The 21,684-nt window shown below is 59.4% G+C and carries 18 protein-coding genes; 15 read left to right on the forward strand and 3 right to left on the reverse strand.

Annotated elements, in window-relative coordinates; all coding sequences use genetic code 11:
• Positions 1–4: 4 nt before the first annotated feature.
• Genes BLS57_RS12720 through BLS57_RS12730 form a run of 3 tightly spaced genes read right to left on the reverse strand, consistent with a single transcriptional unit; the run spans position 5 to position 3,316 of the window.
• Positions 5–823 carry a c-type cytochrome gene (locus BLS57_RS12720; RefSeq protein ID WP_093742893.1) on the reverse strand — a complete coding sequence of 273 codons (819 nt, stop codon included), beginning with the start codon at positions 821–823 and terminating at the stop codon, positions 5–7.
• A gap of 22 nt (positions 824–845) precedes the next feature.
• Positions 846–2,627 carry a GMC family oxidoreductase gene (locus tag BLS57_RS12725; RefSeq protein WP_093742895.1) on the reverse strand — a complete coding sequence of 594 codons (1,782 nt, stop codon included), beginning with the start codon at positions 2,625–2,627 and terminating at the stop codon, positions 846–848.
• On the reverse strand, positions 2,627–3,316 hold the full coding sequence (locus tag BLS57_RS12730) for a gluconate 2-dehydrogenase subunit 3 family protein (protein WP_093742897.1): 690 nt from the start codon (positions 3,314–3,316) through the stop codon (positions 2,627–2,629). Before BLS57_RS12730 ends, BLS57_RS12725 begins: the two co-directional genes overlap by 1 nt.
• 115 nt (positions 3,317–3,431) lie before the next feature.
• On the opposite strand from BLS57_RS12730, the gene BLS57_RS12735 reads away from it, so the two are divergent.
• The 15 genes from BLS57_RS12735 to BLS57_RS12805 all read left to right on the forward strand — a co-directional run bounded on the left by BLS57_RS12735 (position 3,432) and on the right by BLS57_RS12805 (position 21,681).
• Positions 3,432–4,463 carry a sodium:calcium antiporter gene (locus tag BLS57_RS12735; protein WP_341868833.1) on the forward strand — a complete coding sequence of 344 codons (1,032 nt, stop codon included), beginning with the start codon at positions 3,432–3,434 and terminating at the stop codon, positions 4,461–4,463.
• Positions 4,464–4,560: 97 nt separating this feature from the next.
• On the forward strand, positions 4,561–5,328 hold the full coding sequence (locus tag BLS57_RS12740; protein ID WP_093742899.1) for a PRC-barrel domain-containing protein: 768 nt from the start codon (positions 4,561–4,563) through the stop codon (positions 5,326–5,328).
• A 58-nt stretch (positions 5,329–5,386) separates the two neighbouring features.
• Positions 5,387–6,988, forward strand: a complete 1,602-nt coding sequence (locus tag BLS57_RS12745; RefSeq protein WP_093742900.1) for a sodium:solute symporter — start codon at positions 5,387–5,389, stop codon at positions 6,986–6,988.
• Positions 6,989–6,991: 3 nt separating this feature from the next.
• On the forward strand, positions 6,992–8,116 hold the full coding sequence (locus tag BLS57_RS12750) for a mechanosensitive ion channel family protein (protein ID WP_093742902.1): 1,125 nt from the start codon (positions 6,992–6,994) through the stop codon (positions 8,114–8,116).
• Positions 8,117–8,794: 678 nt separating this feature from the next.
• Complete coding sequence (locus BLS57_RS12755; RefSeq protein ID WP_093742905.1) at positions 8,795–9,289, forward strand: hypothetical protein; 495 nt, start codon at positions 8,795–8,797, stop codon at positions 9,287–9,289.
• A 317-nt stretch (positions 9,290–9,606) separates the two neighbouring features.
• Positions 9,607–10,743, forward strand: a complete 1,137-nt coding sequence (locus BLS57_RS12760; protein ID WP_093742907.1) for an ROK family transcriptional regulator — start codon at positions 9,607–9,609, stop codon at positions 10,741–10,743.
• A gap of 3 nt (positions 10,744–10,746) precedes the next feature.
• Complete coding sequence (locus tag BLS57_RS12765; protein WP_093742909.1) at positions 10,747–11,673, forward strand: carbohydrate kinase family protein; 927 nt, start codon at positions 10,747–10,749, stop codon at positions 11,671–11,673.
• 92 nt (positions 11,674–11,765) lie between these two features.
• Positions 11,766–13,229, forward strand: a complete 1,464-nt coding sequence (zwf, locus tag BLS57_RS12770) for a glucose-6-phosphate dehydrogenase (RefSeq protein ID WP_093742911.1) — start codon at positions 11,766–11,768, stop codon at positions 13,227–13,229.
• Positions 13,226–15,034 carry a phosphogluconate dehydratase gene (gene edd / locus BLS57_RS12775; protein ID WP_093742913.1) on the forward strand — a complete coding sequence of 603 codons (1,809 nt, stop codon included), beginning with the start codon at positions 13,226–13,228 and terminating at the stop codon, positions 15,032–15,034. Before zwf ends, edd begins: the two co-directional genes overlap by 4 nt.
• A gap of 3 nt (positions 15,035–15,037) precedes the next feature.
• Positions 15,038–15,691 carry a bifunctional 4-hydroxy-2-oxoglutarate aldolase/2-dehydro-3-deoxy-phosphogluconate aldolase gene (eda, locus tag BLS57_RS12780; RefSeq protein ID WP_093742915.1) on the forward strand — a complete coding sequence of 218 codons (654 nt, stop codon included), beginning with the start codon at positions 15,038–15,040 and terminating at the stop codon, positions 15,689–15,691.
• Complete coding sequence (pgi, locus tag BLS57_RS12785; RefSeq protein WP_093742917.1) at positions 15,688–17,301, forward strand: glucose-6-phosphate isomerase; 1,614 nt, start codon at positions 15,688–15,690, stop codon at positions 17,299–17,301. Before eda ends, pgi begins: the two co-directional genes overlap by 4 nt.
• Before the next feature lie 114 nt (positions 17,302–17,415).
• Positions 17,416–18,447 carry a LacI family DNA-binding transcriptional regulator gene (locus BLS57_RS12790; protein ID WP_093742919.1) on the forward strand — a complete coding sequence of 344 codons (1,032 nt, stop codon included), beginning with the start codon at positions 17,416–17,418 and terminating at the stop codon, positions 18,445–18,447.
• Between the two features lie 115 nt (positions 18,448–18,562).
• On the forward strand, positions 18,563–19,864 hold the full coding sequence (locus tag BLS57_RS12795) for an ABC transporter substrate-binding protein (RefSeq protein ID WP_093742921.1): 1,302 nt from the start codon (positions 18,563–18,565) through the stop codon (positions 19,862–19,864).
• 109 nt (positions 19,865–19,973) lie between these two features.
• On the forward strand, positions 19,974–20,840 hold the full coding sequence (locus BLS57_RS12800; RefSeq protein ID WP_093742923.1) for a carbohydrate ABC transporter permease: 867 nt from the start codon (positions 19,974–19,976) through the stop codon (positions 20,838–20,840).
• Positions 20,841–20,850: 10 nt separating this feature from the next.
• Positions 20,851–21,681 (forward strand): carbohydrate ABC transporter permease, encoded by an 831-nt coding sequence (locus tag BLS57_RS12805; protein ID WP_093742925.1) that lies wholly within the window; start codon positions 20,851–20,853, stop codon positions 21,679–21,681.
• The last annotated feature ends 3 nt before the right edge of the window (positions 21,682–21,684 follow it).

A 21,684-nucleotide genomic window follows, 5' to 3' on the forward strand; every position in this document is an offset into this window, starting at 1 on the left:
CAGCTCACTGCGTCGGCGCCGTGGAAGGCTCCAACAGCGGTGAGGTTTCGGGCGGCAGCGGCTGCGTGGGCCGGACGCGGTTGTAATAGGCGCTTACGGCTTCGATGTCTTTTGAGGTCATCTTTTTGGCGATGGCGGACATGACGTTGTTCACGTCGTTGTCGCGTTTGCCCTCTTTCCACATCTGCAATTGATGCGCCATGTAGCTGGCATATTGCCCGGCGAGATAGGGGACCGAAGGCGGGTTACCGAGGCCGCTCGGACCGTGACAATTCACACAGGCAGGCACACCGCGCTCAGCCGAACCGACAGCGCCAAGCTGTCCGCCCCATTGGAGGGTCATGCCATCCACATCGCCCAAAGGCGGGGTATAGGGGGCCGAGATCGTGGCGTAATAGGCGGCCACGGCCTCCATCTCTTCTTCGGTCAGTTTCTTGGCTATGCCTGACATAACGCGGTTCTGCCGGTCACCCGAAGCGTAGTCTTTGAGCTGCTTATAAGTGTACCACCCCGCCTGACCTGCAAGCCGTGGGAAAGCGCCTGATCCGTCGCCCGCGCCATCCCCGCCATGACAGGTGATGCAGGCCATGCCGCTATCGCCCGCTTCCGATCCGCCCATGGCCACAAGTCGCCCGAGCTCCAGCACATCGTCGTCGACCTCGGTATTTACCGTCGCGTTGAACCGCAGCACGTCGTCCTGCAAGCGTTGCTCCATCGTCGAGATCCCCGGCGCGGCCTCGTAGTTTTGTGCGTGGATGAAACCGGCGGAGATGCCCAGAACTGCGAGTGCGCTGCAGGTCGTCAGAACGGTGCGGAATGTCATGGGTCGGTCCTTTCGATCTGTCTTAGGCATCCATCAGGGGGCCGGGGTTCGGCAGGTAGTCGCGTTTCATATGCTCCAGCGTCCAATAGGCGAGGCCCATCAGCGGGCCGGTGGGGTTGTAGCCAAGGTTCTGCGGAAACAGGCAGGCGCCGAAGACGAAGACGTTGTGATGGTCCCACATCTGGCCATAGCGGTTGACCACGCTGGTCTCGGGGTCCGTGCCAATGACCGCGCCGCCAACGTTATGCGTGGTCTGGTAGGGGACGATGTCGTAATGCTTGTCGACGGCAGCGAGGTTTGTACCGCTGACCGAGGTCACGTTGTCCATCTCGCGGGCCACTTCCATCGCGCGTTGCATGACATAGTCCGACATCTTGCGGTCATTCTCGGGGAAATCGAAGGTCATCCGCAGCAGCGGGCGCCCATAGGCATCGGTCCAGGTGGGATCGAGGTCGAGGTAGTTCTCGGGCGTCGAGACCGAGGAGCCATGCACCACCAGATCGGCATGGTGGTTGTAGTTCTCGCGGACCGCTTGCTTCCATTCCGCGCCCCATTTCGGCGTGCCTTCGGGCACCGGCTGATAGCCGATGGGCCTGCCGTGGTACTGCTTGCAGGCGATATAGCCACCGCCGACGAAGCCCAGATCGCTGTGGTCAAAATTGTCGCCGTTGTAATCGTCGATCACCACACCAAGCGCGCCGGCGCCCATATAGGGATCGGTCTTCACACTGTCGTCAAAGAAGGCATCGACACCGGCCACGGTCTGATACGCATAGTTGCGGCCCACGACGCCGGTGCGGGTTTTGGGATCGTAAGGTTTGCCCAAGCCAGAGACGAGCATCAGATGCACGTTCCACAGCGCATAGGCATTCATGCAGATCGTGTCGGCGGGCTGAAAGACCTCTTCGCCGTTCTCATCTAGATAGACCGCGCCGGTGGCGGTTTTGCCGTCCTCGCTCTTCTCGATGCGCAGCACTTGGGCGTCAAAGCGGATCTCGAAATTCTCGTGGTCCTTGATCCGATCATAGACGCAGATGATCGGATCGGCCTTGGCGTAATAGCCGCAGCCGAAACGTTCGCAGAATCCGCAATAGGTGCAGGGGTGCAACTGCGCGCCATAGGGGTTCACATAGGCTTTGGTTACATTCGCCGAGGGCATGGGGAAGGGGTTCAGCCCCATGCGCGCCGCGGCCTCTCCGAAGAGCGTGTTGGAGATTGGCTGTTGCATCGGCGGATTGGGATAGTCCGCGCTGCGCGGTCCTTCGAAGACATTGCCGCCGGGACGCGCCTCGCCGCCGAGGTTGCCTGCTACACCGGCGGTGCCACAGATCCGCTCAAAGAAATCGAGATGCGGCTCAAGCTCTTCGTAGGTCACGCCCCAGTCTTGCACGCTGACGTCAGGCCCGATGAAATCCTTGCCATAGCGCTCTTCGTAATGGCTGCGCATTTGCAGGTCCGAGGGCAGGGGGCGCCACAGTTGACCGTTCCAGTGGATGCCCGCGCCGCCCAGACCAGAGCCCGGCAAGAACGACCCCAGACGCCGCATCGGCAGCGCCTGTTGGTCGCGGTTGTTGCGGATGGTGAGCGTCTCTTTTTTGACGTCCATCATATGGCTGTAGCGATGGGCGTATTTAAGCTCGTCATGTTCTTCTGGTGCGCTGAAGGAAGTGGCGGTGTGGCGTTTTTTGCCCCGTTCCAGCACCACGCAGCGTTGCCCGGCGTGGGCCAGTTCATAGGCAGCGGTGAGGCCGGTCCAGCCACCACCGATGATTAAGACGTCGGTTTTTGGCAGGGTTCTTGCCATCAGTCAGACCCTCCGCCAATCGCGCGGGGCGGGTAGGGGCTGCCGTCCCGGTCATGCGCAATGCCGCGCGGGGGAGGTGTGACCGAGCGCTTATGCGCGTCCACACGCTCTGTGTAATAGGCATGGGCACCGGGGAAGCCGACCATGCGCCATCCGGCATAATCGTGGTTCCCCAGATAGATAGGATCGGCGAAATAGCCTTGTTTTGTCAGTTTCCAAAGCTCAACAATAAGCGTGCCGGTGATGTCGTCGCGGTTCGACATTTCCTCAACGTGATCGGCACGCGCAGGGGCGTCCATTGTGGCGATATCCCCCAACTGGCGCGCCTGCTCGATCCCCTGCCGGAGCAGTTGGGCGGGGGTGAACTCCAACTGATACCCCTGTTCGGCAAGAGCACCTGCGGGGAAGGGCGGGTCAAGGTACAGGCCCTCGCCCGCGCCATAGGCAGTGGCCATCTGGAAATCGATAAAGTCGACTACTCCGGCTTGTGAGGCGGAGGGAAATTCATCTTGGGGAATAAAGACGTCAGCGACGGCAGCAGTCCAGCGGGCTTCATCATCGGTGAAGAAGGCCCATGGTCTGTCGTCGCTTGCGGCAAAGGCATGGGAAACGGGAAATCCGGCACCTGCAACGCCGGTACCAAGCGCGATCTGGGCTAAAATAGCTCGTCGGGAATAGAGCTTTGCCATAAATTGAGGCTCCGCTTGAAAATAGGTCTGACACCACCTCAACGGTAAACTTCCTGTGTGGTTCCGGAACTTTCTGAACCTTTTGGCCAGTTTGCGTGAACGGAACTGCTTTGCCGTGCGTTGGCTGACCATGTTCGCAAGCCTTTCTACCCCGATCCTTTTTGCGCTTGGCGGTTTTGCCGGGTTGATCATTCTCGCCACCGGCTACCGCATGACGGGGCTCAGCGACCAGATTGCTGACCGGACGGGATGGGGCGAAGCGCTGGTCGGCGCGGCCTTGCTGGGCGCGGCCACGTCCATGTCGGGCACAGTGGTGTCTTTGACCTCGGCGCTCGACGGGCGGGCGTCGCTAGCCTTCTCCAACGGCATCGGCGGCATTGCCGCGCAGACGGCGTTTTTGGCCTTTGCCGATATGATCTATAGGCGCGCCAATCTCGAACATGCGGCGGCGGATTTGGCAAATGTGTTTCAGGCTGGGTTGTTGCTCTTGCTGCTCACGGTGCCGTTGATGGCATTCACCGCGCCCGAAGTTGCTTTCTGGGGCATTCACCCCGCCAGCGTCGCGCTCTTTGTCCTTTACGCCTACGGCCTGCGCGCCACGGCCCGGCTGCGGGAAGAGCCGATGTGGCATCCTGTTGATACTTCAGAGACCCGCACAGACGCGCCCGAGCACGATGGGGAGGCGGAAAAACCTGCGAGCGCTTTGATACTCCCCTTTCTCCTGCTGCTGGTGCTCATGGCCCTGTCGGGCTGGAGCGTGGCGCGGATTGCCGGGGAACTGTCAGACCGGTTGGAGCTATCTGACACAGTGGTCGGTGCCACGATGACGGCGGTGCTGACCTCGCTTCCAGAACTTGTCACAACCCTTGTCGCCGTGCGGCGCGGAGCATTGCAGTTGGCCGTCGGTGGCATCATCGGGGGCAATACTTTTGACACCCTGTTCCTGACCCTGTCAGACGTCGGCTACCGCGATGGTTCGCTCTACCACGCGATCACCGCGGATGACCTGTTCTGGCTGACCGTAGCGATGATGATGACGGCGGTCCTTACCCTTGGCCTCATCTTTCGCCAACGGCACGGCATCGGGTGGGAGAGTATAGGGCTGCTGGTCATCTATGCCGGGGCGCTGGCCGTGCAAATCCTGTGAGTTTGGCGCTGGATCGGAACTTTTTCGCTCACGGCCCCGTTACATTTCCGATGCTTACGGCTTTGGCCGCCCGAGATTTACAGCAGGAGATTGATCCATGAAACATGCGCCGCTTCTCGCAGTCACGCTCATTGGCAGCCTCGCCGCCACCACTCTGAGGTCCGAGCCCGAAGCGCCGCAGTTCATCCCCGAAGACACGATGATCGCAGTATCGAGCCTGTCGGGGCACAAGCTTTTCATACCCAGTGAAGGCGCAAAGCTTGCCGAAATTGACCTCGAAGAACTCAAAGAACCCGCTGAAGACTGGACCATGGCCGGGCAGGTCGCAGAACTGGTGATGACCCGCGACGGCACCCTGCGCGGCGTGGTCGTGGATGCGGGCGGGTTCTTGGGCAAAGGGGCGACGAAAGTTCTGTCTCTACAAGACCTACGCTTTCTGCCAGACGCCGATGAGGAGAACGAATTTTTCCTGCTCTACACGGGCCAGAAGGACGATCTGAAGGCGGCGCCTGAGTATAACGAAGACGATGTTCGCCTGCGCGCCGCTGACATGCGCAAGGATGGCGAAAAGGTTGAGATCGTGAAGTTGGGCGATCTGGGCTCTGATGAGTTCTTGGGTCTCGCCGCCTTTGGTCAGAATGACAACTGGATCGGCGAAGTCTCTCAGGTGACTTTTAATGAAGACAGTAAGATCGACCAGGTCATTCTCGATATCGGCGGCTTCCTGGGACTGGGCGAAACCCAAGTCGCGCTGCCGCTCGATATGATTGAACTCCGACGCCTCGGTGCTGACGACCTGCGGGCCTATGTCTCGGCGACTGAAGAAGAATTGCAGAAAATGGACCCATGGGAAGAGGAAGGCTGAGCCTCACCCGGCAACCCCAATTGGAATTTAGACTAAGCTACGTCTCAGGAGACCCGGTATGGAGAGCGCGAAATTTGACCTTCACCTGATCGATTACGCGATTGTGGTGATCTATTTCATCGGGGTGGTGGCCCATGGCATCTATGTTTCGCGCAAGAACACTGGCGGCTCGGAGGACTACTTTCTCGCCGGGCGCTCGCTGCCTTGGTATCTGATCGGCTTCTCGCTTTTCGCCTCGAATATGTCCGGCTCCAGTTTCGTAGGCCTGATGGGCGGCGCCTATGCCAATGGTGTCGTGATCTTTAACTACGAGTGGACCGCGGCGCTGGTTCTGATCCTGTTCGCGATCTTCATTCTGCCCTCCTACCTGCGGGCCAAGATTTCGACCGTGCCGGGGTTCTTGGAAGAGCGCTATGACGTCCGCTCACGCCGGGCGTTTTCGCTTTTCACCATTCTCGCGATTATGTTCATCGATACGGCCGGGGCGCTGTATGCGGGCGGTTTGGTGATCTCCAACGTGACGGGGTATCTCAACCTTTGGGCCGCTGTGGCGGTGTTGGCGTTGGTCGCGGGGATCTACACCATTCTTGGCGGCCTGTCGGCGGTTGTTGTGACTGATACGGTGCAGGCGATCTTGCTGATCATCGGGGCCGCGGCCCTGTTCTGGATCGGATTGGATGAGATCGGTGGCTGGGAAGAACTGTTTACCGGTACGCCGGATGAGTTGACCCATATGATCCTGCCTGCGGACGATGATTTCCTGCCGTGGACCGGGCTTTTGGGAGTGATCCTGCTGGGCTTCTACTATTGGACGATCAACCAATTCGTCGTGCAGCGGACCCTTGGTGCGAAGGATCTGAAAGAAGGCCAGATCGGTGCGATCTTTGCGGGATTCTTGAAGTTGCCGAACATCTTTCTGATGGTCCTGCCGGGGATTATCGCGCTAAAGCTGTACCCCGACCTTGAAACGCCGGACCTTGCCTTCCCCACACTGGCGTTCGAGTTGATGCCCATCGGTGTGCGTGGCCTCATAATGGCGGCGCTGATCGCGGCGATTATGTCCTCGCTCGACTCCGCACTTAACTCGGCCTCGACCCTCGTGGTCAAAGATTTCGCGGAACCGATCTTTAACGTCAAAGAGGAACGACAGGTTTGGTTGGGCAAGCTGATCACAGCCGGGGTCATGGTATTTGGCGCAATCTATGCCCCGATGATTGCCGGGTTCGAAAGCCTCTTCAGCTACTTCCAGTCGTCGCTGTCCTACATCGTGCCGACCATTGTGGTGGTCTATATCTTGGGTCTCATGTTCAAGCGCCTGAACGGCAACGGTGCGTTTTGGACCATTATATTCGGTCTGGTGGTGGGCATCCCGCTCTTTGTGCTAAAAGAGGTGACGAACTATTGGGTCTACATGGGCCTGCCCGAGATCCATTATACGGTTATGTCGTCGATCATGATGACAATCGGCATCATCCTGCACTTCGGGATTTCGTACGCCACTTCGCCTAAGGAAAAGGAGAACCTCGAAGATCTCGTCTGGCAGGCAGATGAGGCCAAAGAGATTTTCACCCAATGGGAAAAACCGCTCTGGCAGGACCGCACCCTTTGGGCCGGCATCCTCGTGGTTGCGACTGCGGCGATGGTGGTCTGGTGGTGGTGATCTATGGAGACGCTCAACCGCTTTGGGGAAGAGATCAACCTTTGGCTCGACACAGCCCCTAATTTCGTCGCACCTATGCTCGCCGTTCTGGCGGCCTGTGTCGCAGCGCTGTTCCTTCATTGGCTGACGTACCGCGTTCTAACACGTGCCCTGGCACATGAGAATGCGACAGGCCGGTCCCTGCTGCGCCGGGCGCGTCGCCCCTCTCGCCTCGCCGCCGTGGTGGCCGCGCTGGCGTGGGTGCTGCCAAACATCCGGCTGCCCTACGGCTGGCAGGACAACGTAGGGCATCTGTTTCTGATCTTGCTGATCATTCTGGTGGGTTGGACGCTCATTCTGCTCACCAACCACTTCTCAGAGCGCGCGGTACGGCGGCATCGACTGGACGTCGAAGACAACCTTTCAGCACGGAAGTTTGTAACCCAAGCGCGGGTGTTACGCCGTACTACGACCATCATCCTCGGGATCTTCACGGTCGCCGGAGTTCTGTTGACCTTCGAGAGCGTCCAAAAATACGGCGCTGGGCTTTTTGCCTCTGCCGGGGCTGCGGGGCTGGTCTTGGGGCTGGCAGCGCGTCCCGTTCTCACAAACCTCATCGCCGGGCTTCAGATCGCCATTACCCAGCCTATTCGGCTCGAAGACGTGGTGATTGTCGAAGACGAATGGGGCTGGGTCGAGGAAATCTTCGCCACATATGTCATCGTGCGCCTGTGGGACTGGCGCCGCATGGTGGTGCCTTTGTCATATTTTATCGAAAAACCGTTCCAGAACTGGACCCGCGAGAGCGCGTCGATCATCGGTTCGGTATTTTGGTATCTCGACTACACGGTGCCCATCGACAAGATGCGCGCAAAGCTTGAGGAACTGGCCAAGGCGTCTGATCACTGGGACGGCAATGTGGTGAACCTGCAGGTCTCAGAGACAGAGAAAGACAGCATCGCCGTACGCGCTTTGGTGAGCGCCCAAACCTCTCCGAAAGCGTGGGACTTGCGCTGCGAGATCCGCGAGAAGATGATTGCTTGGCTGCACAGTGAGCACCCTGAAGCACTGCCGCGCCTGCGCGGGGAGATGCAGATGCAGTCAAAGGCGACGCTCAGTAGAGTGCGGGCGAAAGGGATGGCTGACTGAGCGTTGTGCTTTGAAGGTCATAGGACTGCGCAAACCTAGCTCAATAGATGAAGCATATCGCGCATATAGCGCACGGCTTCGCCCTAATTTAAAGAAGGCAATGCACGCGCTTTGAGCAAGGGCAAAACCGGACCGACAAGAGTATTGCGGCCGAGGGGAGGCCGGCGAACGCGACAGTGAAGCTCAAATAACACGCTATGATAGAATTTTCCGGACGTACTTCATGCCCGTTATGCGATTGCGATAGCCTCCTCGTGCAATCAAGGAGTTAATATGTATCGATCAATTCTCGGTCTCGCGTTCACCATACTTGCGGTGCCGGCAACGGCTGAAACCCCTCAGGGCGTTTGGGCCTCTAATCCAGCCCATTGCAGCGGGCCTTATCCCGAGACGCAAGTCCGTATCGCAGGGGACACGATTTCCTTCATTGAAACGAGTTGCAAGTTGGACAATCCCACAACTCTACGCGGAATACCTCAAGCCAAACTCTATGATGTGACATGTAGTGGCGAAGGTGAAACTTGGTCACAACGCGTATTTATTGGCACGGATGGGGACGGTCTGCTGATTTACAGCGATGGCGGCGCAAGCCGCTATCAGGGCTGCTAGTCCATTTAGGGTAGGCAGCTTCGCCATCCCTAAAGATTATATCTCAAAAACATAAGGTTAATTAAGATCATGAATAACAATACCAAGATTATTGTCGCCGGTACCGCAGCAATGGCAATTAGCTTTTTCCTCCCGTGGATCAATATCTGGGTTGGCGGTATTGCACCTTCCAACATGTTAAAGGCCGGTGCAGACGCGATGACACTGGGTACTCTGATTTTTATCGCAAGTTTTGTCCTTGCAGCCGTAGTCTGCGTTATGAGCGTTACGGGAAAAGAAAATCCTAAACTCGCAGTCGCCGCAGGGGCACTGCCATTTGCAATGGCAGCCTGGGCAATTCTCAAGTCTACAGCTGCCGTCAACAGCAGCGGATACGGTGGCAGCATCCCATGGGGAGATCTGGGGCAGTTGTTCCAGATTGTCGCTATCGGTTTGCCTATCTATGCCATCGGCGCAGCCGCGACGCTGGTTGGCGGGTTCCGGGAGTTGAACGCAGCCGCGCCGACTACTGAAGTTTCAGCCGCGCCAAACCCTGCAAGTGTATCGACTGACGAGCCGACCTGACCAAAATGTAAGTCGATCAGCCTTCAGCCCATGCGTGTTAAACCGGCGGATCTTACATGCGCCGGTTTAACTGCGAAGTATCTATCGTTCTAGCCAAGTCAGTTCATTCACTCATGCAATAGGATCTTACATTCACCACGGCCTTGCGTAGCCTGCTTACTAAATCAATCTGATTTAGTTATTGACTGCAGCAAGGAAACTTGGCACTGAACGGTCAGTGACGCATATGTCGGGGAGGGCGAGCGTTGGATTCAGCAGAACTGACAGAGCGACGTTTGCAACCGGCGCCTTCTGCGAGGGGGACGAACCAGAGCGGTATGCGTGCGCATAACGAAAGGCTCGTTCTCTCACTCGTGCGCCGCGGCGGTCCCTTATCAAAGGCTGAGATTGCTCGTCTGACCGGGCTTTCCGCACAGACCGTTTCAGTGATCATGCGCAAGCTTGAAGCGGAAGGCCTCTTGAAGAAGGACAAAAGGGTCCGGGGCAAGATCGGGCAACCTTCGGTCCCGATGAGCCTAAACGCCGAAGGAGCGTTTTTCTTTGGGTTGAAGGTAGGGCGGCGCAGCGTCGAACTGGTTCTGACCGATTTTGAAGGCACCCTTCGGGAGCATAGGAAAGTAACTTACCCCTTCCCCACGCCAGACCGCGTGATGGCTTTCGCACGGACCGCTTTGGCAGAGTTGCTCGCAACGCTCACCACTTCCCAGCAGGAGCGGGTCGGAGGGCTTGGGGTCGCCTTTCCTTATCACATGTGGGAATGGCAGGTGCCTGGCGCCGAAGGGCTTAAAGACTGGCAGTCCTTTGATATAGGGGGCGCCCTGCGTGCTATAACGGATCTACCAGTTTACCTTTGTAACGACACATCAGCGGCCTGCGGTGCGGAACTGGTCTTTGGCGCGCAGGACAAGCCAAGTGATTTTCTCTATCTATATATCGGCTATTTCGCAGGCGGCGGTCTGGTGCTCGACAGCAAGCTGTACACCGGCAAAAGTGGCAATGCTGCGGCCTTAGGGTCCATGCCGCTGCCCGCTGGCAGTAGCCCAACACGTCAACTGGTCGATGTCGCTTCTCTAGCGGTGCTTGAAGCTATGCTTGAGAAAGCCGGGATTACACGCGAGGCCAGCTGGGCCCTGCCGGACGCTTGGCATTTCCCAAAGAAGATCCGGGACGCTTGGCTCGACTCTGCGGCAGCGGGACTGGCCCAGACGGTTTTGGCGGCAAGTTGTTTGATAGATTTTGACACCGTGGTGGTGGATGGCACGGTGCCGGAAGCTGTTCGAGGCGATCTGGTCCAACGCATAAGCAAACAACTTGAGGGGAATCCGTTGGCTGGGATTGTTCCGCCCAAGCTGCGTGAAGGTTCCGTCGGAAGCGATGCAAGATCCCTCGGGGCCGCAAGCCTTCCGCTATCGGACCGCTTTCTCGTCGATCGCAACGTATTATCGAAAGTCTGACCTATGATCCTTTGCTGCGGAGAAGCCCTGATCGACATGATCCCGACCCCCACCAATGCCGGGCCGGACGGTTTTGTGCCTCATGCCGGGGGGGCGGTTTTTAACACTGCTATTGCCTTGGGCCGGCTCGGCGCACAGGTGGGAATGCTGTCGGGCCTGTCATCGGATATGTTCGGGCGGCAACTTGTGGATGGGCTGAAGGCCAGCCACGTTGATGTTTCGCATCTGGTCCTGTCAGATCGGCCAACGACCCTCGCCTTCGTGCGACTGGTGGGCGGCCATGCGACCTATGATTTCTATGATGAGAACTCGGCGGGCCGCATGATCACGGCGCAGGATATGCCAACCCTGTCGAACGAAGTCTCCGCGCTCTATTTCGGCGGGATCAGTCTGGCCTGCGAGCCGGGAGCGGATGCCTATGCTGATCTGCTCACAGGCGCCACAGAAGGACGGGCGGTGATGATTGATCCGAACATTCGGCCCGGCTTCATCAAAGATATCGAGCGCTACCGCCAACGGCTCGACCGCATGCTGGCACTGTCGGATATCGTAAAGGTGTCGGACGAAGATCTGAACTGGCTGAACCCCGCGACGATGTCCTTGCACGATAAGGTGCGTGAAATCCTGCGCAAGGGCCCGTCAGTCGTAATCCTGACCCGAGGCGGGGAGGGGGCGACGGGCTATCTGGCGAATGGGGATGAGGTGCAAGTCCCGGCCGTCAAAGCCGAGATGGTCGATACGGTAGGGGCAGGTGATACGTTCAACGCGGGTGTTTTGGCGAAGTTGTCCGAGTTGGGACAGTTGGAGAAAGATGCTCTGGCCAAGCTGGAACCGGAAGTTCTGGCAGAGGCTCTAGCCTATGGCGCCCGGGTAGCCGCGGTCACTGTGTCTCGTGCCGGGGCCAACCCCCCTTGGGTAGAGGAAGTATAAAATAATGAAGCGTTGGCTATCTTTTTCGCTCAAATTTGTTAGCGCTATCATAACAGCGGTAGCACAGTCTCGAATGCAGAAGGGCTGATCTTATGGTTTCACGTGTTATCCCCGTCGATCCCTTCGACCTCGTCATTTTTGGCGCCACTGGCGATCTTGCACGGCGCAAGATTCTGCCGGGACTGTTTCACCGCTTTACTGTCGGCCAGTTGCCCGAAACCTCGCGGATTGTCGGAGCCGCGCGCTCGGAATTGGATGCTGAAGCATTCCGCAGCATGATCCGCGAAAGCCTGCTGGAATTCGCGCCTAATATCGCTGCGGAAAGCAAGTTGTTAGCGCAGTTTCTCGACATGCTTCACTACGTACGTGTGGATGCCGGAGGCGATGCAGGCTGGGCGGAGCTCAAGGACTTGATGCGCGCTGGCGTGGTGCGGGCCTTTTACCTTTCGGTTTCGCCGTCGTTGTTCGGGACGATCGGCGGCAAGCTGCATGACCATGCCATCGCCACGCCTGAGAGCCGCATTGTCGTAGAAAAACCCTTTGGCCACGATCTCGAAACCGCGCAGGCGCTCAATGCGGACCTGCGGGCCAATTTCGACGAAAGCCAGATTTACCGCATCGACCACTATCTCGGCAAAGAGACGGTGCAGAACCTCATGGCGCTGCGTTTTGCCAATGCGCTGTGGGAGCCGCTGTGGAATTCGACCCATATCGATCACGTGCAGATCACCGTGGCCGAAAGCCTCGGCGTAGAGGGGCGGGGCGAGTATTATGACCGCTCGGGCGCCATGCGGGACATGGTGCAGAACCATCTGATGCAGCTTTTGTGCCTTACGGCGATGGAGCCGCCCTCGCGTTTTGACCCCAACGCCGTGCGCGATGAGAAGGTCAAGGTGATTGAGGCGCTTGAGCCTGTCGCACAGAAAGACATCGCCCGGGGCCAGTATCGGGCGGCGGGTGGCGAGGGCAGCTACCGCGATCACGCGGGCGATCCTGACAGCCGGACCGAGAGCTTCATTGCGATGAAGGTCAAGATCGCGAACTGGCGCTGGGCGGGCACGCCTTTCTACCTGCGCACGGGCAAAAAGCTGCGCGGGCGTAGCTCTGAAATTGCGGTGATCTTCCGCGATCCGCCGCATATGATTTTTCCCGCGATGGAAGGCCATAAGGGCAACGCGCTCATCATCCGTTTGCAACCCGACGAAGGCATCACCCTGCGCAATACGATCAAAGACCCCGGCCCCGGTGGCATGCGGCTGGCCGAAGTCTCGCTCGACATGACGTTTGCCGATGCCTTGGGCGAAGAGGCCACCCCGCAAGACGCCTATGAGCGGCTCATCATGGATGTGATCCGTGGCGACCAAACCCTGTTTATGCGCGGGGATGAGGTCGAGGCCGCATGGGCCTGGGCCGACCCGATTATCTACGGCTGGGAAGAGACCCGGCAACCTCCGTACCCCTATGACCCTGCCAGTTCCGGCCCCGAAGAAGCGCTGATGCTGATGCACCGCGACGGGCGCCGCTGGCGCGAGATCACACGAAAGGACGACAAATGACCCTGCATTCCACGATTGACCGCGTCACTGACCGTATCATCGCCCGCAGTGAGGCAACACGGCGCCCCTATCTCGACCGGATGGAGGCCGCCCGCGCCAAGGGTCCGGCCCGTGCGCATCTGTCCTGTAGCGGACAGGCCCATGCCTATGCGGCGTCGGGCGAGGATAAGGACCGGTTGGCGACCACCAGCGCTGGCAACCTCGGCATTGTGACGACCTACAACGACATGCTCTCGGCCCACCAGCCGTTTGAGCGCTACCCTGATCTGATCCGCGACGCGGTGCGTTCCGCAGGCGGCACCGCGCAGGTCGCGGGCGGCGTCCCGGCGATGTGTGATGGTGTGACGCAGGGCGAAGCGGGGATGGAATTGTCGCTTTTCTCCCGCGATGTGATCGCCTTGGCGGCCTCGGTGGCGCTCAGCCACAACACCTTTGACGCTGCCGTCTACCTCGGCGTCTGCGACAAAATCGTGCCGGGACTGGTGATCGCGGCGCAGGCGTTCGGGCATCTGCCCGCCGTCTTCCTGCCCGCCGGGCCGATGGAAAGCGGGCTGTCGAATGACGAAAAGGCCAAAGTCCGCCAGCAGTTCGCCGCCGGAGAAGTCGGGCGCGAGGCGCTCATGGCCGCCGAGATGGCGGCTTATCACGGGCCGGGCACTTGCACCTTCTATGGCACGGCAAACACCAACCAGATGCTGATGGAGTTCATGGGGCTGCACTTGCCGGGGGCGAGTTTCGTGCCGCCGAACGGAATGCTGCGTGATGCGCTGACCCAAGAGGGGGCGAAACGCGCACTGGCGCTTAGTGCTCTGGGCAATGACTACACGCCCGTCGCCTCGGTGCTGGACGAAAAGGCTTTTGTGAACGGCATTGTTGGGCTGAACGCGACGGGCGGCTCAACCAACCTGCTGATCCATCTCATCGCCATGGCGCGGGCCGGGGGGATCATTCTGGACTGGGAGGATTTCTCGGACATCTCCGACATCACACCCTTGCTGGCGCGGGTCTATCCCAACGGGCTGGCCGATGTGAATCACTTTCACGCCGCGGGCGGTTTGGGCTATATGATCGGCGAATTGCTCAAGTCCGGCCACTTGCACCCCGACACCCATACCGTCGCCGGACAAGGACTGGAGCATTACACCGCCGAGCCGAAGCTGAAAGCCGATGGTCTGGTCTGGGAAAAAGGCGCGGGCGAAAGCCTGAACGAAAAGATCCTCCGCCCGGCCAGTGACCCCTTCCAGCCAACCGGCGGGCTGCGGCGCATGGCGGGATCATTGGGCACCGCCTGCATGAAGGTTTCGGCCGTCGCGCCTGAGCATCATATCATCGAAGCCCCGGCGCGGGTCTTTGCCGATCAGAACGAGGTGAAGGCGGCCTTTAAGGCCGGTGAGCTGACCGAGGATGTGATTGTCGTGGTGCGCTTCCAAGGGCCAAAGGCCAATGGCATGCCGGAATTGCACAGCCTCACGCCGCTTCTGTCGATCCTCCAGGGGCGCGGCCAGAAGGTAGCACTGGTCACAGATGGGCGCATGTCAGGCGCGTCGGGCAAGGTGCCTGCGGCGATCCATGTCTGCCCCGAGGCCGTCGATGGCGGCCCCATCGCCCGCGTGCAGGACGGCGACATCCTACGCGTCGACGCCGTCGCGGGGACATTGGACGTGTTGGCCGATGACCTCGACAGCCGCCCCAACGCCACAGCAGACCTGAGCGCTGCCCACGCCGGCACAGGCCGCGAGCTTTTCGCCATGTTCCGCAACACTGTCGGTGCCGCCACCACCGGCGCGACCATTTTCGGAGGTTAAATCATGACACTCACCGCCCAAGACGCCAGCAAACGCACCCGCGAGATTTGCGCGCTCGCGCCCATCGTTCCTGTATTGGTCATCGAAGACGCCACACACGCCCGCGCCCTGGCCGAAGCACTGGTCGCCGGGGGGCTGCCCGCGTTGGAAGTCACCCTGCGCACCCCCGCCGCTCTTGAAGCAATTTCCGCCATGGCCGAAGTCTCCGGCGGCCATGTGGGGGCAGGTACATTGGTTACGCCTGATGATGTCCGCGCGGCCAAGCGGGCAGGGGCGACCTTTGGCGTCTCGCCGGGGGCTACCGACGCGCTTATCGCCGCTTGCGAAGAAGAAGACCTTCCGCTGCTTCCCGGCGCTGCGACGGCCAGTGAGGCGATGCAATTGCTCGCGCGCGGCTATGACATGCTCAAGTTCTTCCCTGCCGAAGCCTCAGGCGGCGCACCGGCGCTTAAGGCCATTAGCGCGCCGCTGCCGCAGATCACCTTTTGCCCGACGGGCGGCGTCAGCCCCGGCAATGCTGAAAGCTATCTTAGCCTGCCCAACGTGCTCTGCGCCGGTGGCAGTTGGGTCGCGCCGAAAGGGTTGATTGACGCGCAGGATTGGGCCGGGATCGAAGACCTTGCTCGCGAAGCCGCGAAACTAGGTGGCGCGGCATGAGCGAGATCTGGGATGCGCTGGCGCGGAACCACAAGGCTGCAGGGACGCGTAAGATTGTTGACCTCTTCGAAGATGAAGACCGCTTTGCTCGGTTCTCCGCCGAGGCTGATGGGATGCTGCTCGACGCGTCGAAAACGAATATCGACGCAGAGGCGCTCGACCTGCTGACGGCGCTTGCCGAAGACGCGGATTTGGCAGCAAAGCGCGACGCCATGTTCGCAGGCGACAAGATCAACACCACCGAAGGCCGCGCCGTCCTTCATACGGCCTTGCGCGCGCAGGAGGAGACGCCACTCTTGGTTGATGGCCAAGACGTGCGTCCCGAGATGGCAGCGACGCTGGCGCGGATGAGGAATTTCGCCGACGGCATTCGCAGCGGCACGATTGCCGCAGCAAATGGCGCGCGTTTCACCGATGTCATCAATATCGGCATTGGCGGCTCGGACCTTGGCCCCGCCATGGCCACCCGCGCGCTCGCGCCCTACCACGACGGGCCGCGCTGCCATTTTCTGTCAAATGTCGACGGTGCCGACGCGCAGGATCTGCTGAAAAAGCTCGACGCAAAGACAACTTTGGTGATCGTTGCCTCAAAGACCTTCACGACGATTGAAACCATGACCAACGCCGCCACAGTCTTTGACTGGCTGCGCGCAGAGGTTGGTGAAGATATCACCGCGCATCTCGCCGCCGTCTCCACCGCTCAGGACAAGACCGCCGCGATGGGCATTGATCCGGAGCGGGTTTTTGGGTTTGCCGATTGGGTCGGCGGACGCTACTCGCTCTGGGGGCCGGTGGGGCTGCCGATCATGCTGGCGGTCGGGCCGGAGGATTTCGATGCATTCCTCGCAGGTGCCGCCGCGATGGACGGGCATTTTCAGTCGGCTCCACTGGAGCAGAACCTCCCCGCGCTGCTGGCGTTCACCGGCATCTGGCACCGCAACATCTGCGGCTATGCCACCCGCGCGGTGCTGCCTTACGACCAACGGCTCGCGCGGCTGCCGGCCTATCTCCAGCAGTTGGATATGGAGAGTAACGGCAAGGCAACGAGACAGGATGGCAGCGCGGTCACGCGCGAAACGGGCCCCGTCGTTTGGGGCGAGCCCGGCACCAATGGGCAACACGCATTCTACCAGCTTTTGCACCAAGGCACCGATGTCGTCCCTACCGAATTCCTCATCGCTGCCGAAGGGCACGCAGCGGAACTTGCCCACCACCATGACCTGCTAAAAGCCAACTGTCTCGCTCAATCCGAAGCGCTGATGCTCGGGCGCTCTTTTGAAGCGGCGATGCAAATCGCTGCGGCGCAAGGCTATGAGGGCGATGAGCAAAAGCGCCAAGCCGCGCATCGGACGTTTCCCGGCAACAGGCCTTCGGTCACGCTGGCATACCCGAAGCTGACGCCTTTTGTGCTCGGCCAGATTATCGCGCTCTATGAGCACCGCGTTTTTGTCGAAGGGGTGATCTGGGGAATTAATTCGTTCGATCAATGGGGCGTGGAGCTGGGCAAGGAGCTGTCGAACACATTGCTGCCAATGGTGCAGGGCGGGGAAAGTGACGGTAAGGACGCTTCGACGCGGGGGTTGTTGCGCAAATTGGCAGCAACGGGATAGGCGGACGATCTCTGATCTCGCTCTTTGCCTATGTAAAGCTTGTACTTGCAAAGCTCGAAGGTCTATGTTGACGGTAACTTTACGCGCGTCGCGTTTTTGTCATCGAGGGTTAACATGGGTCAGCAGAAGCTTCGGAACATGGAGGAATTTGCCGCGGTTAGCGGCATTTCCCGTCCCACATTGTCGAAATACTTTAACGATCCCGACAGCGTGCGCCGCTCCACCCGGCAACGGATCGAGGCGGCGCTGACCAAATACGATTACCGGCCTAACGTTTATGCGGTGAACCAGAACCGCCGCCGTACCCGCAATATCGGGGTGGTCGTTCCGAACCTCGCCGACCCGTTCTTTTCCGAGATCGGTCGCGAAGTTGAGCTTGCCTGTATCGCGGCAGGCTATAGTCCGATCTTGCTAAGCTCGCACGGCAAACCCTCACAGGAACGCGCTAATCTTGACTCGCTCCGGGCGCTAAAGCCCGCCGGCGTGCTGCTGGCCGCGTTTGGCAAAGCTTCGGACCGCGATGCGATTGAGCGGTTCAACGAAGACGTTCCGGTGGTGGCTTTCGATGCGAACATTGAGGGGGCATGCGAGGCCTTCGTCGGTACGGACAATTTTCAAAGCGTTGATCTGATTGTCGAATATCTTTGCCGCAGCGGCGCGCCGCCTTGTTTCTTTGAGATGAAAACCCCAAGCAACCCGAACGCCAATAAAAGGCGGCAGGCCTATCTGGAGGCGATGGAGCGCCATGGGCATGCGCCGCATATCCATCAGGTGCCGGGGGAGGGCTGGGACTTTGAAGAGGTTGGCATGACAGAGGGCGGACGGCTGATTTCCTCGGGCGCCTTCGAGACCAATACGGTGCTATGCTCGAACGACCGCCTCGCGATCGGCATGCTTTCGGCGGCCTATGGACTGGGGGTGAAAGTTGGGCATGGCGCTGACTGTACGATGCGCATCGCCGGGCAGGATGACCATCCGTTTTCGCGCTATACCTGCCCACCGCTCACTACGATTGCCCAAGATTACGCGGCCATTGCGAATCAAGCCGCGAGCACTCTGTTCCGCATTTTGGACACGGAAACACGCCTCGCCGAGCGCGAAGAAACCCTTTTCGAGGGTAAACTGGTGATGCGCGCCTCGGCCTAAGTCATTGTCTTTGCAAATTGCCTATTAAATAATTAACGCGCGTAAATTTTAAGTTGACTGCGCGTCAGGGCTGCCGCTAGGGTCAATGCATCATCTATAGAGGGAGGAACTATCGATGTTCTGTAAAAATTCAGTTTACGCCGCCACGGCTCTGTCGCTTATGGCGGGCGGGGCTTTTGCCGAAACGATCACCATCGCCACCGTGAACAACGGCGACATGATCCGCATGCAAGGCTACACCGACAAATTCACCGAAGAGACCGGCCACGAGGTTGAGTGGGTCACATTGGAAGAGAACGTGCTGCGCCAGCGCGTCACCACCGACATCTCGACCAAGGGCGGCTCTTTCGACATCATGACCATCGGCATGTATGAAACGCCGATCTGGGGCGCGAATGGCTGGCTGGTGCCGCTGGACGACCTCAGCGAAGAGTATGATGTCGAAGACATCCTGCCCGCGATGCGGGACGGCCTGAGCCACGATGGCACCCTCTACGCTGCGCCTTTCTACGGCGAAAGCTCCATGATCATGTACCGCAAGGACCTGATGGAGAAGGCGGGCATGGAAATGCCGAAGGACCCCACTTGGGAGTTCATCCGCGAAGCTGCTGCCGCCATGACCGACCGTGAAAACGACATCAACGGCATCTGCCTGCGCGGCAAGGCCGGCTGGGGCGAGGGCGGCGCGCTGATCACAGCCATGTCCAACTCATTCGGCGCGCGCTGGTTCGATGAGGACTGGAACGCCCAGTTCGACTCTGAGGCTTGGGCCGACACGCTCAACTTCTACAAAGGCATGATGGATGAGAGCGGCCCCTCGGGCTACGCATCCAACGGCTTTAACGAGAACCTCTCGCTGTTCCAGCAGGGCAAATGCGGCATGTGGATTGACGCCACCGTTGCGGCGTCCTTCGTGACCAACCCGGAAGATTCCACCGTGGCCGACCAAGTTGGTTTCGCACTGGCACCTGACAATGGTTTGGGCAAGCGCTCCAACTGGCTCTGGGCTTGGGCACTAGCGATCCCCGCCGGTACTCAGAAAGAAGATGCGGCTAGAGAGTTCATCGAATGGGCGACGTCCAAAGAGTACATCCAGCTGGTTGCCGAAAACGAAGGTTGGGCCAACGTTCCTCCCGGTGCGCGCAAGTCGCTCTATGAGAACCCTGACTATCAGGAAGTGCCCTTTGCGCAGATGACGCTGGACTCGATCCTCTCGGCTGATCCGCAGAACTCGACAGTCGAACCGACACCTTACGTTGGTGTTCAGTTCGCCGCGATCCCCGAGTTTGCTGGTATTGCGACAGACGTGAGCCAAGAATTCTCCGCCGCCTATGCCGGTCAGCAGACCGTCGAAGAGGCGCTTGAGAAGGCCCAAGACCTGACTAACGACGCGATGGAAGCGGCGGGTTACCGTTAAGCTTCGATCCTAAGGGCGGCGGCTGCCGCCGCCCTTTACCCCTCGCATCACGAAATATGTTACCCTTCACCTGACGCGGCAATTGCCGCCAGCAGAGGAGATGTGCCCCATGGCTACCCAGCATTCCCGATCAGCGGCGCGCCTGATGATGGCACCGGCGGTGGTCCTGCTCCTTGGATGGATGCTCATCCCGCTGACGATGACGCTCTATTTCTCTTTTAAGAAATACCTGCCGATGCGCGGTGGCGATCTGGGCTGGGTGGGGTTCGACAACTACGTTCGCTTCGTCACCTCGAGCGCCTTCTGGCCCTCGGTGATGACCACGCTCATTATCGTCGGCGGTGTGCTGGCGATCACGGTGATCCTTGGTATCTTGCTCGCCATCCTTCTAAACCAGCCGATGTGGGGGCAGGGCTTTGTCCGCATCCTTGTCATCGCGCCCTTCTTTGTCATGCCCACCGTCTCGGCGCTGGTGTGGAAGAACATGTTCATGGATCCGAACTATGGGCTCTTTGCCCACCTGTGGGAATTCTTCGGCGCAGAGCCGGTGCAATGGATGAGCCAAGCCTCGCTGACCTCAATCATCATTATCGTGTCATGGCAGTGGCTGCCCTTTGCAACGCTGATCCTGCTCACCGCGATCCAATCGCTCGACCGCGAGCAGCTTGACGCCGCAGAGATGGACGGCGCCCCTGCGACCAAACGTTTTGCCTATATCACGCTCCCGCATCTGGGCCGCGCGATCACCGTGGTGATCCTGATCCAGACGATCTTCCTTTTGTCGATCTTTGCGGAGATTTTCGTGACCACCGGCGGTGCCTTTGGGACCAAAACACTGACCTATCTCATCTTCCAGCGTGTGCTGGAGAGCCAAAACATCGGCCTCGGCTCGGCAGGCGGTGTCTATGCAATCATTCTCGCCAATATCGTTGCCATCTTCCTGATGCGCATCGTCGGCAAGAACCTGGACGCCTGAGGAGGACATCATGGCCCGCGCAGTCACCCAGCAACGCAAGATCGCCAACACAGCCCTCGCTTGGGGCATCGGTTTCCTGATCTTCTTTCCGATCCTTTGGACAATCCTCACCAGCTTCAAAACCGAAGCACAGGCCATCGCCGATCCGCCGATCTTCCTCGGTTTCGATTGGACGCTGGCAAACTACGAGGCGGTTCTGGAGCGTTCGAACTACGGTCGCTTCCTGTGGAACTCCATCGTCATCGCCGGGGGATCGACCATCCTCGGTATCCTGATCGCGGTGCCTGCTGCATGGTCGATGGCCTTCGTGCCCGGCAAACGGACCAAGGACATCCTGCTCTGGATGCTCTCGACCAAAATGCTGCCAGCGGTCGGCGTGCTTTACCCGATCTATCTGCTCTGCATCCAGTTCGGCGTGCTCGACAGCAAGATCGCCTTGGTCATCATCCTAATGCTCATCAACTTGCCGATCATCGTCTGGATGCTCTACACCTACTTCCGCGAAATCCCCGGCGAGATTTTGGAAGCGGCCCGGATGGATGGCGCGAGCCTGCGCGAAGAGGTGCTCTATGTCCTCACGCCCATGGCGATCCCGGGCATCGCCTCCACGCTGCTGCTGAACTTCATCCTCGCATGGAACGAAGCCTTCTGGACGCTCAACCTCACGGCGGCCAAAGCGGCACCGCTCACGGCCTTCATCGCGAGCTATTCCAGCCCCGAAGGCCTCTTTTACGCAAAACTCAGCGCGGCCTCCACCATGGCCATCGCACCAATCCTCATCCTCGGCTGGTTCAGCCAGAAGCAGCTTGTCAGCGGCCTGACATTCGGCGCGGTCAAGTAAGTA

The organism is Sulfitobacter delicatus (genome assembly GCF_900102535.1).
GTDB lineage: Bacteria > Pseudomonadota > Alphaproteobacteria > Rhodobacterales > Rhodobacteraceae > Sulfitobacter > Sulfitobacter delicatus.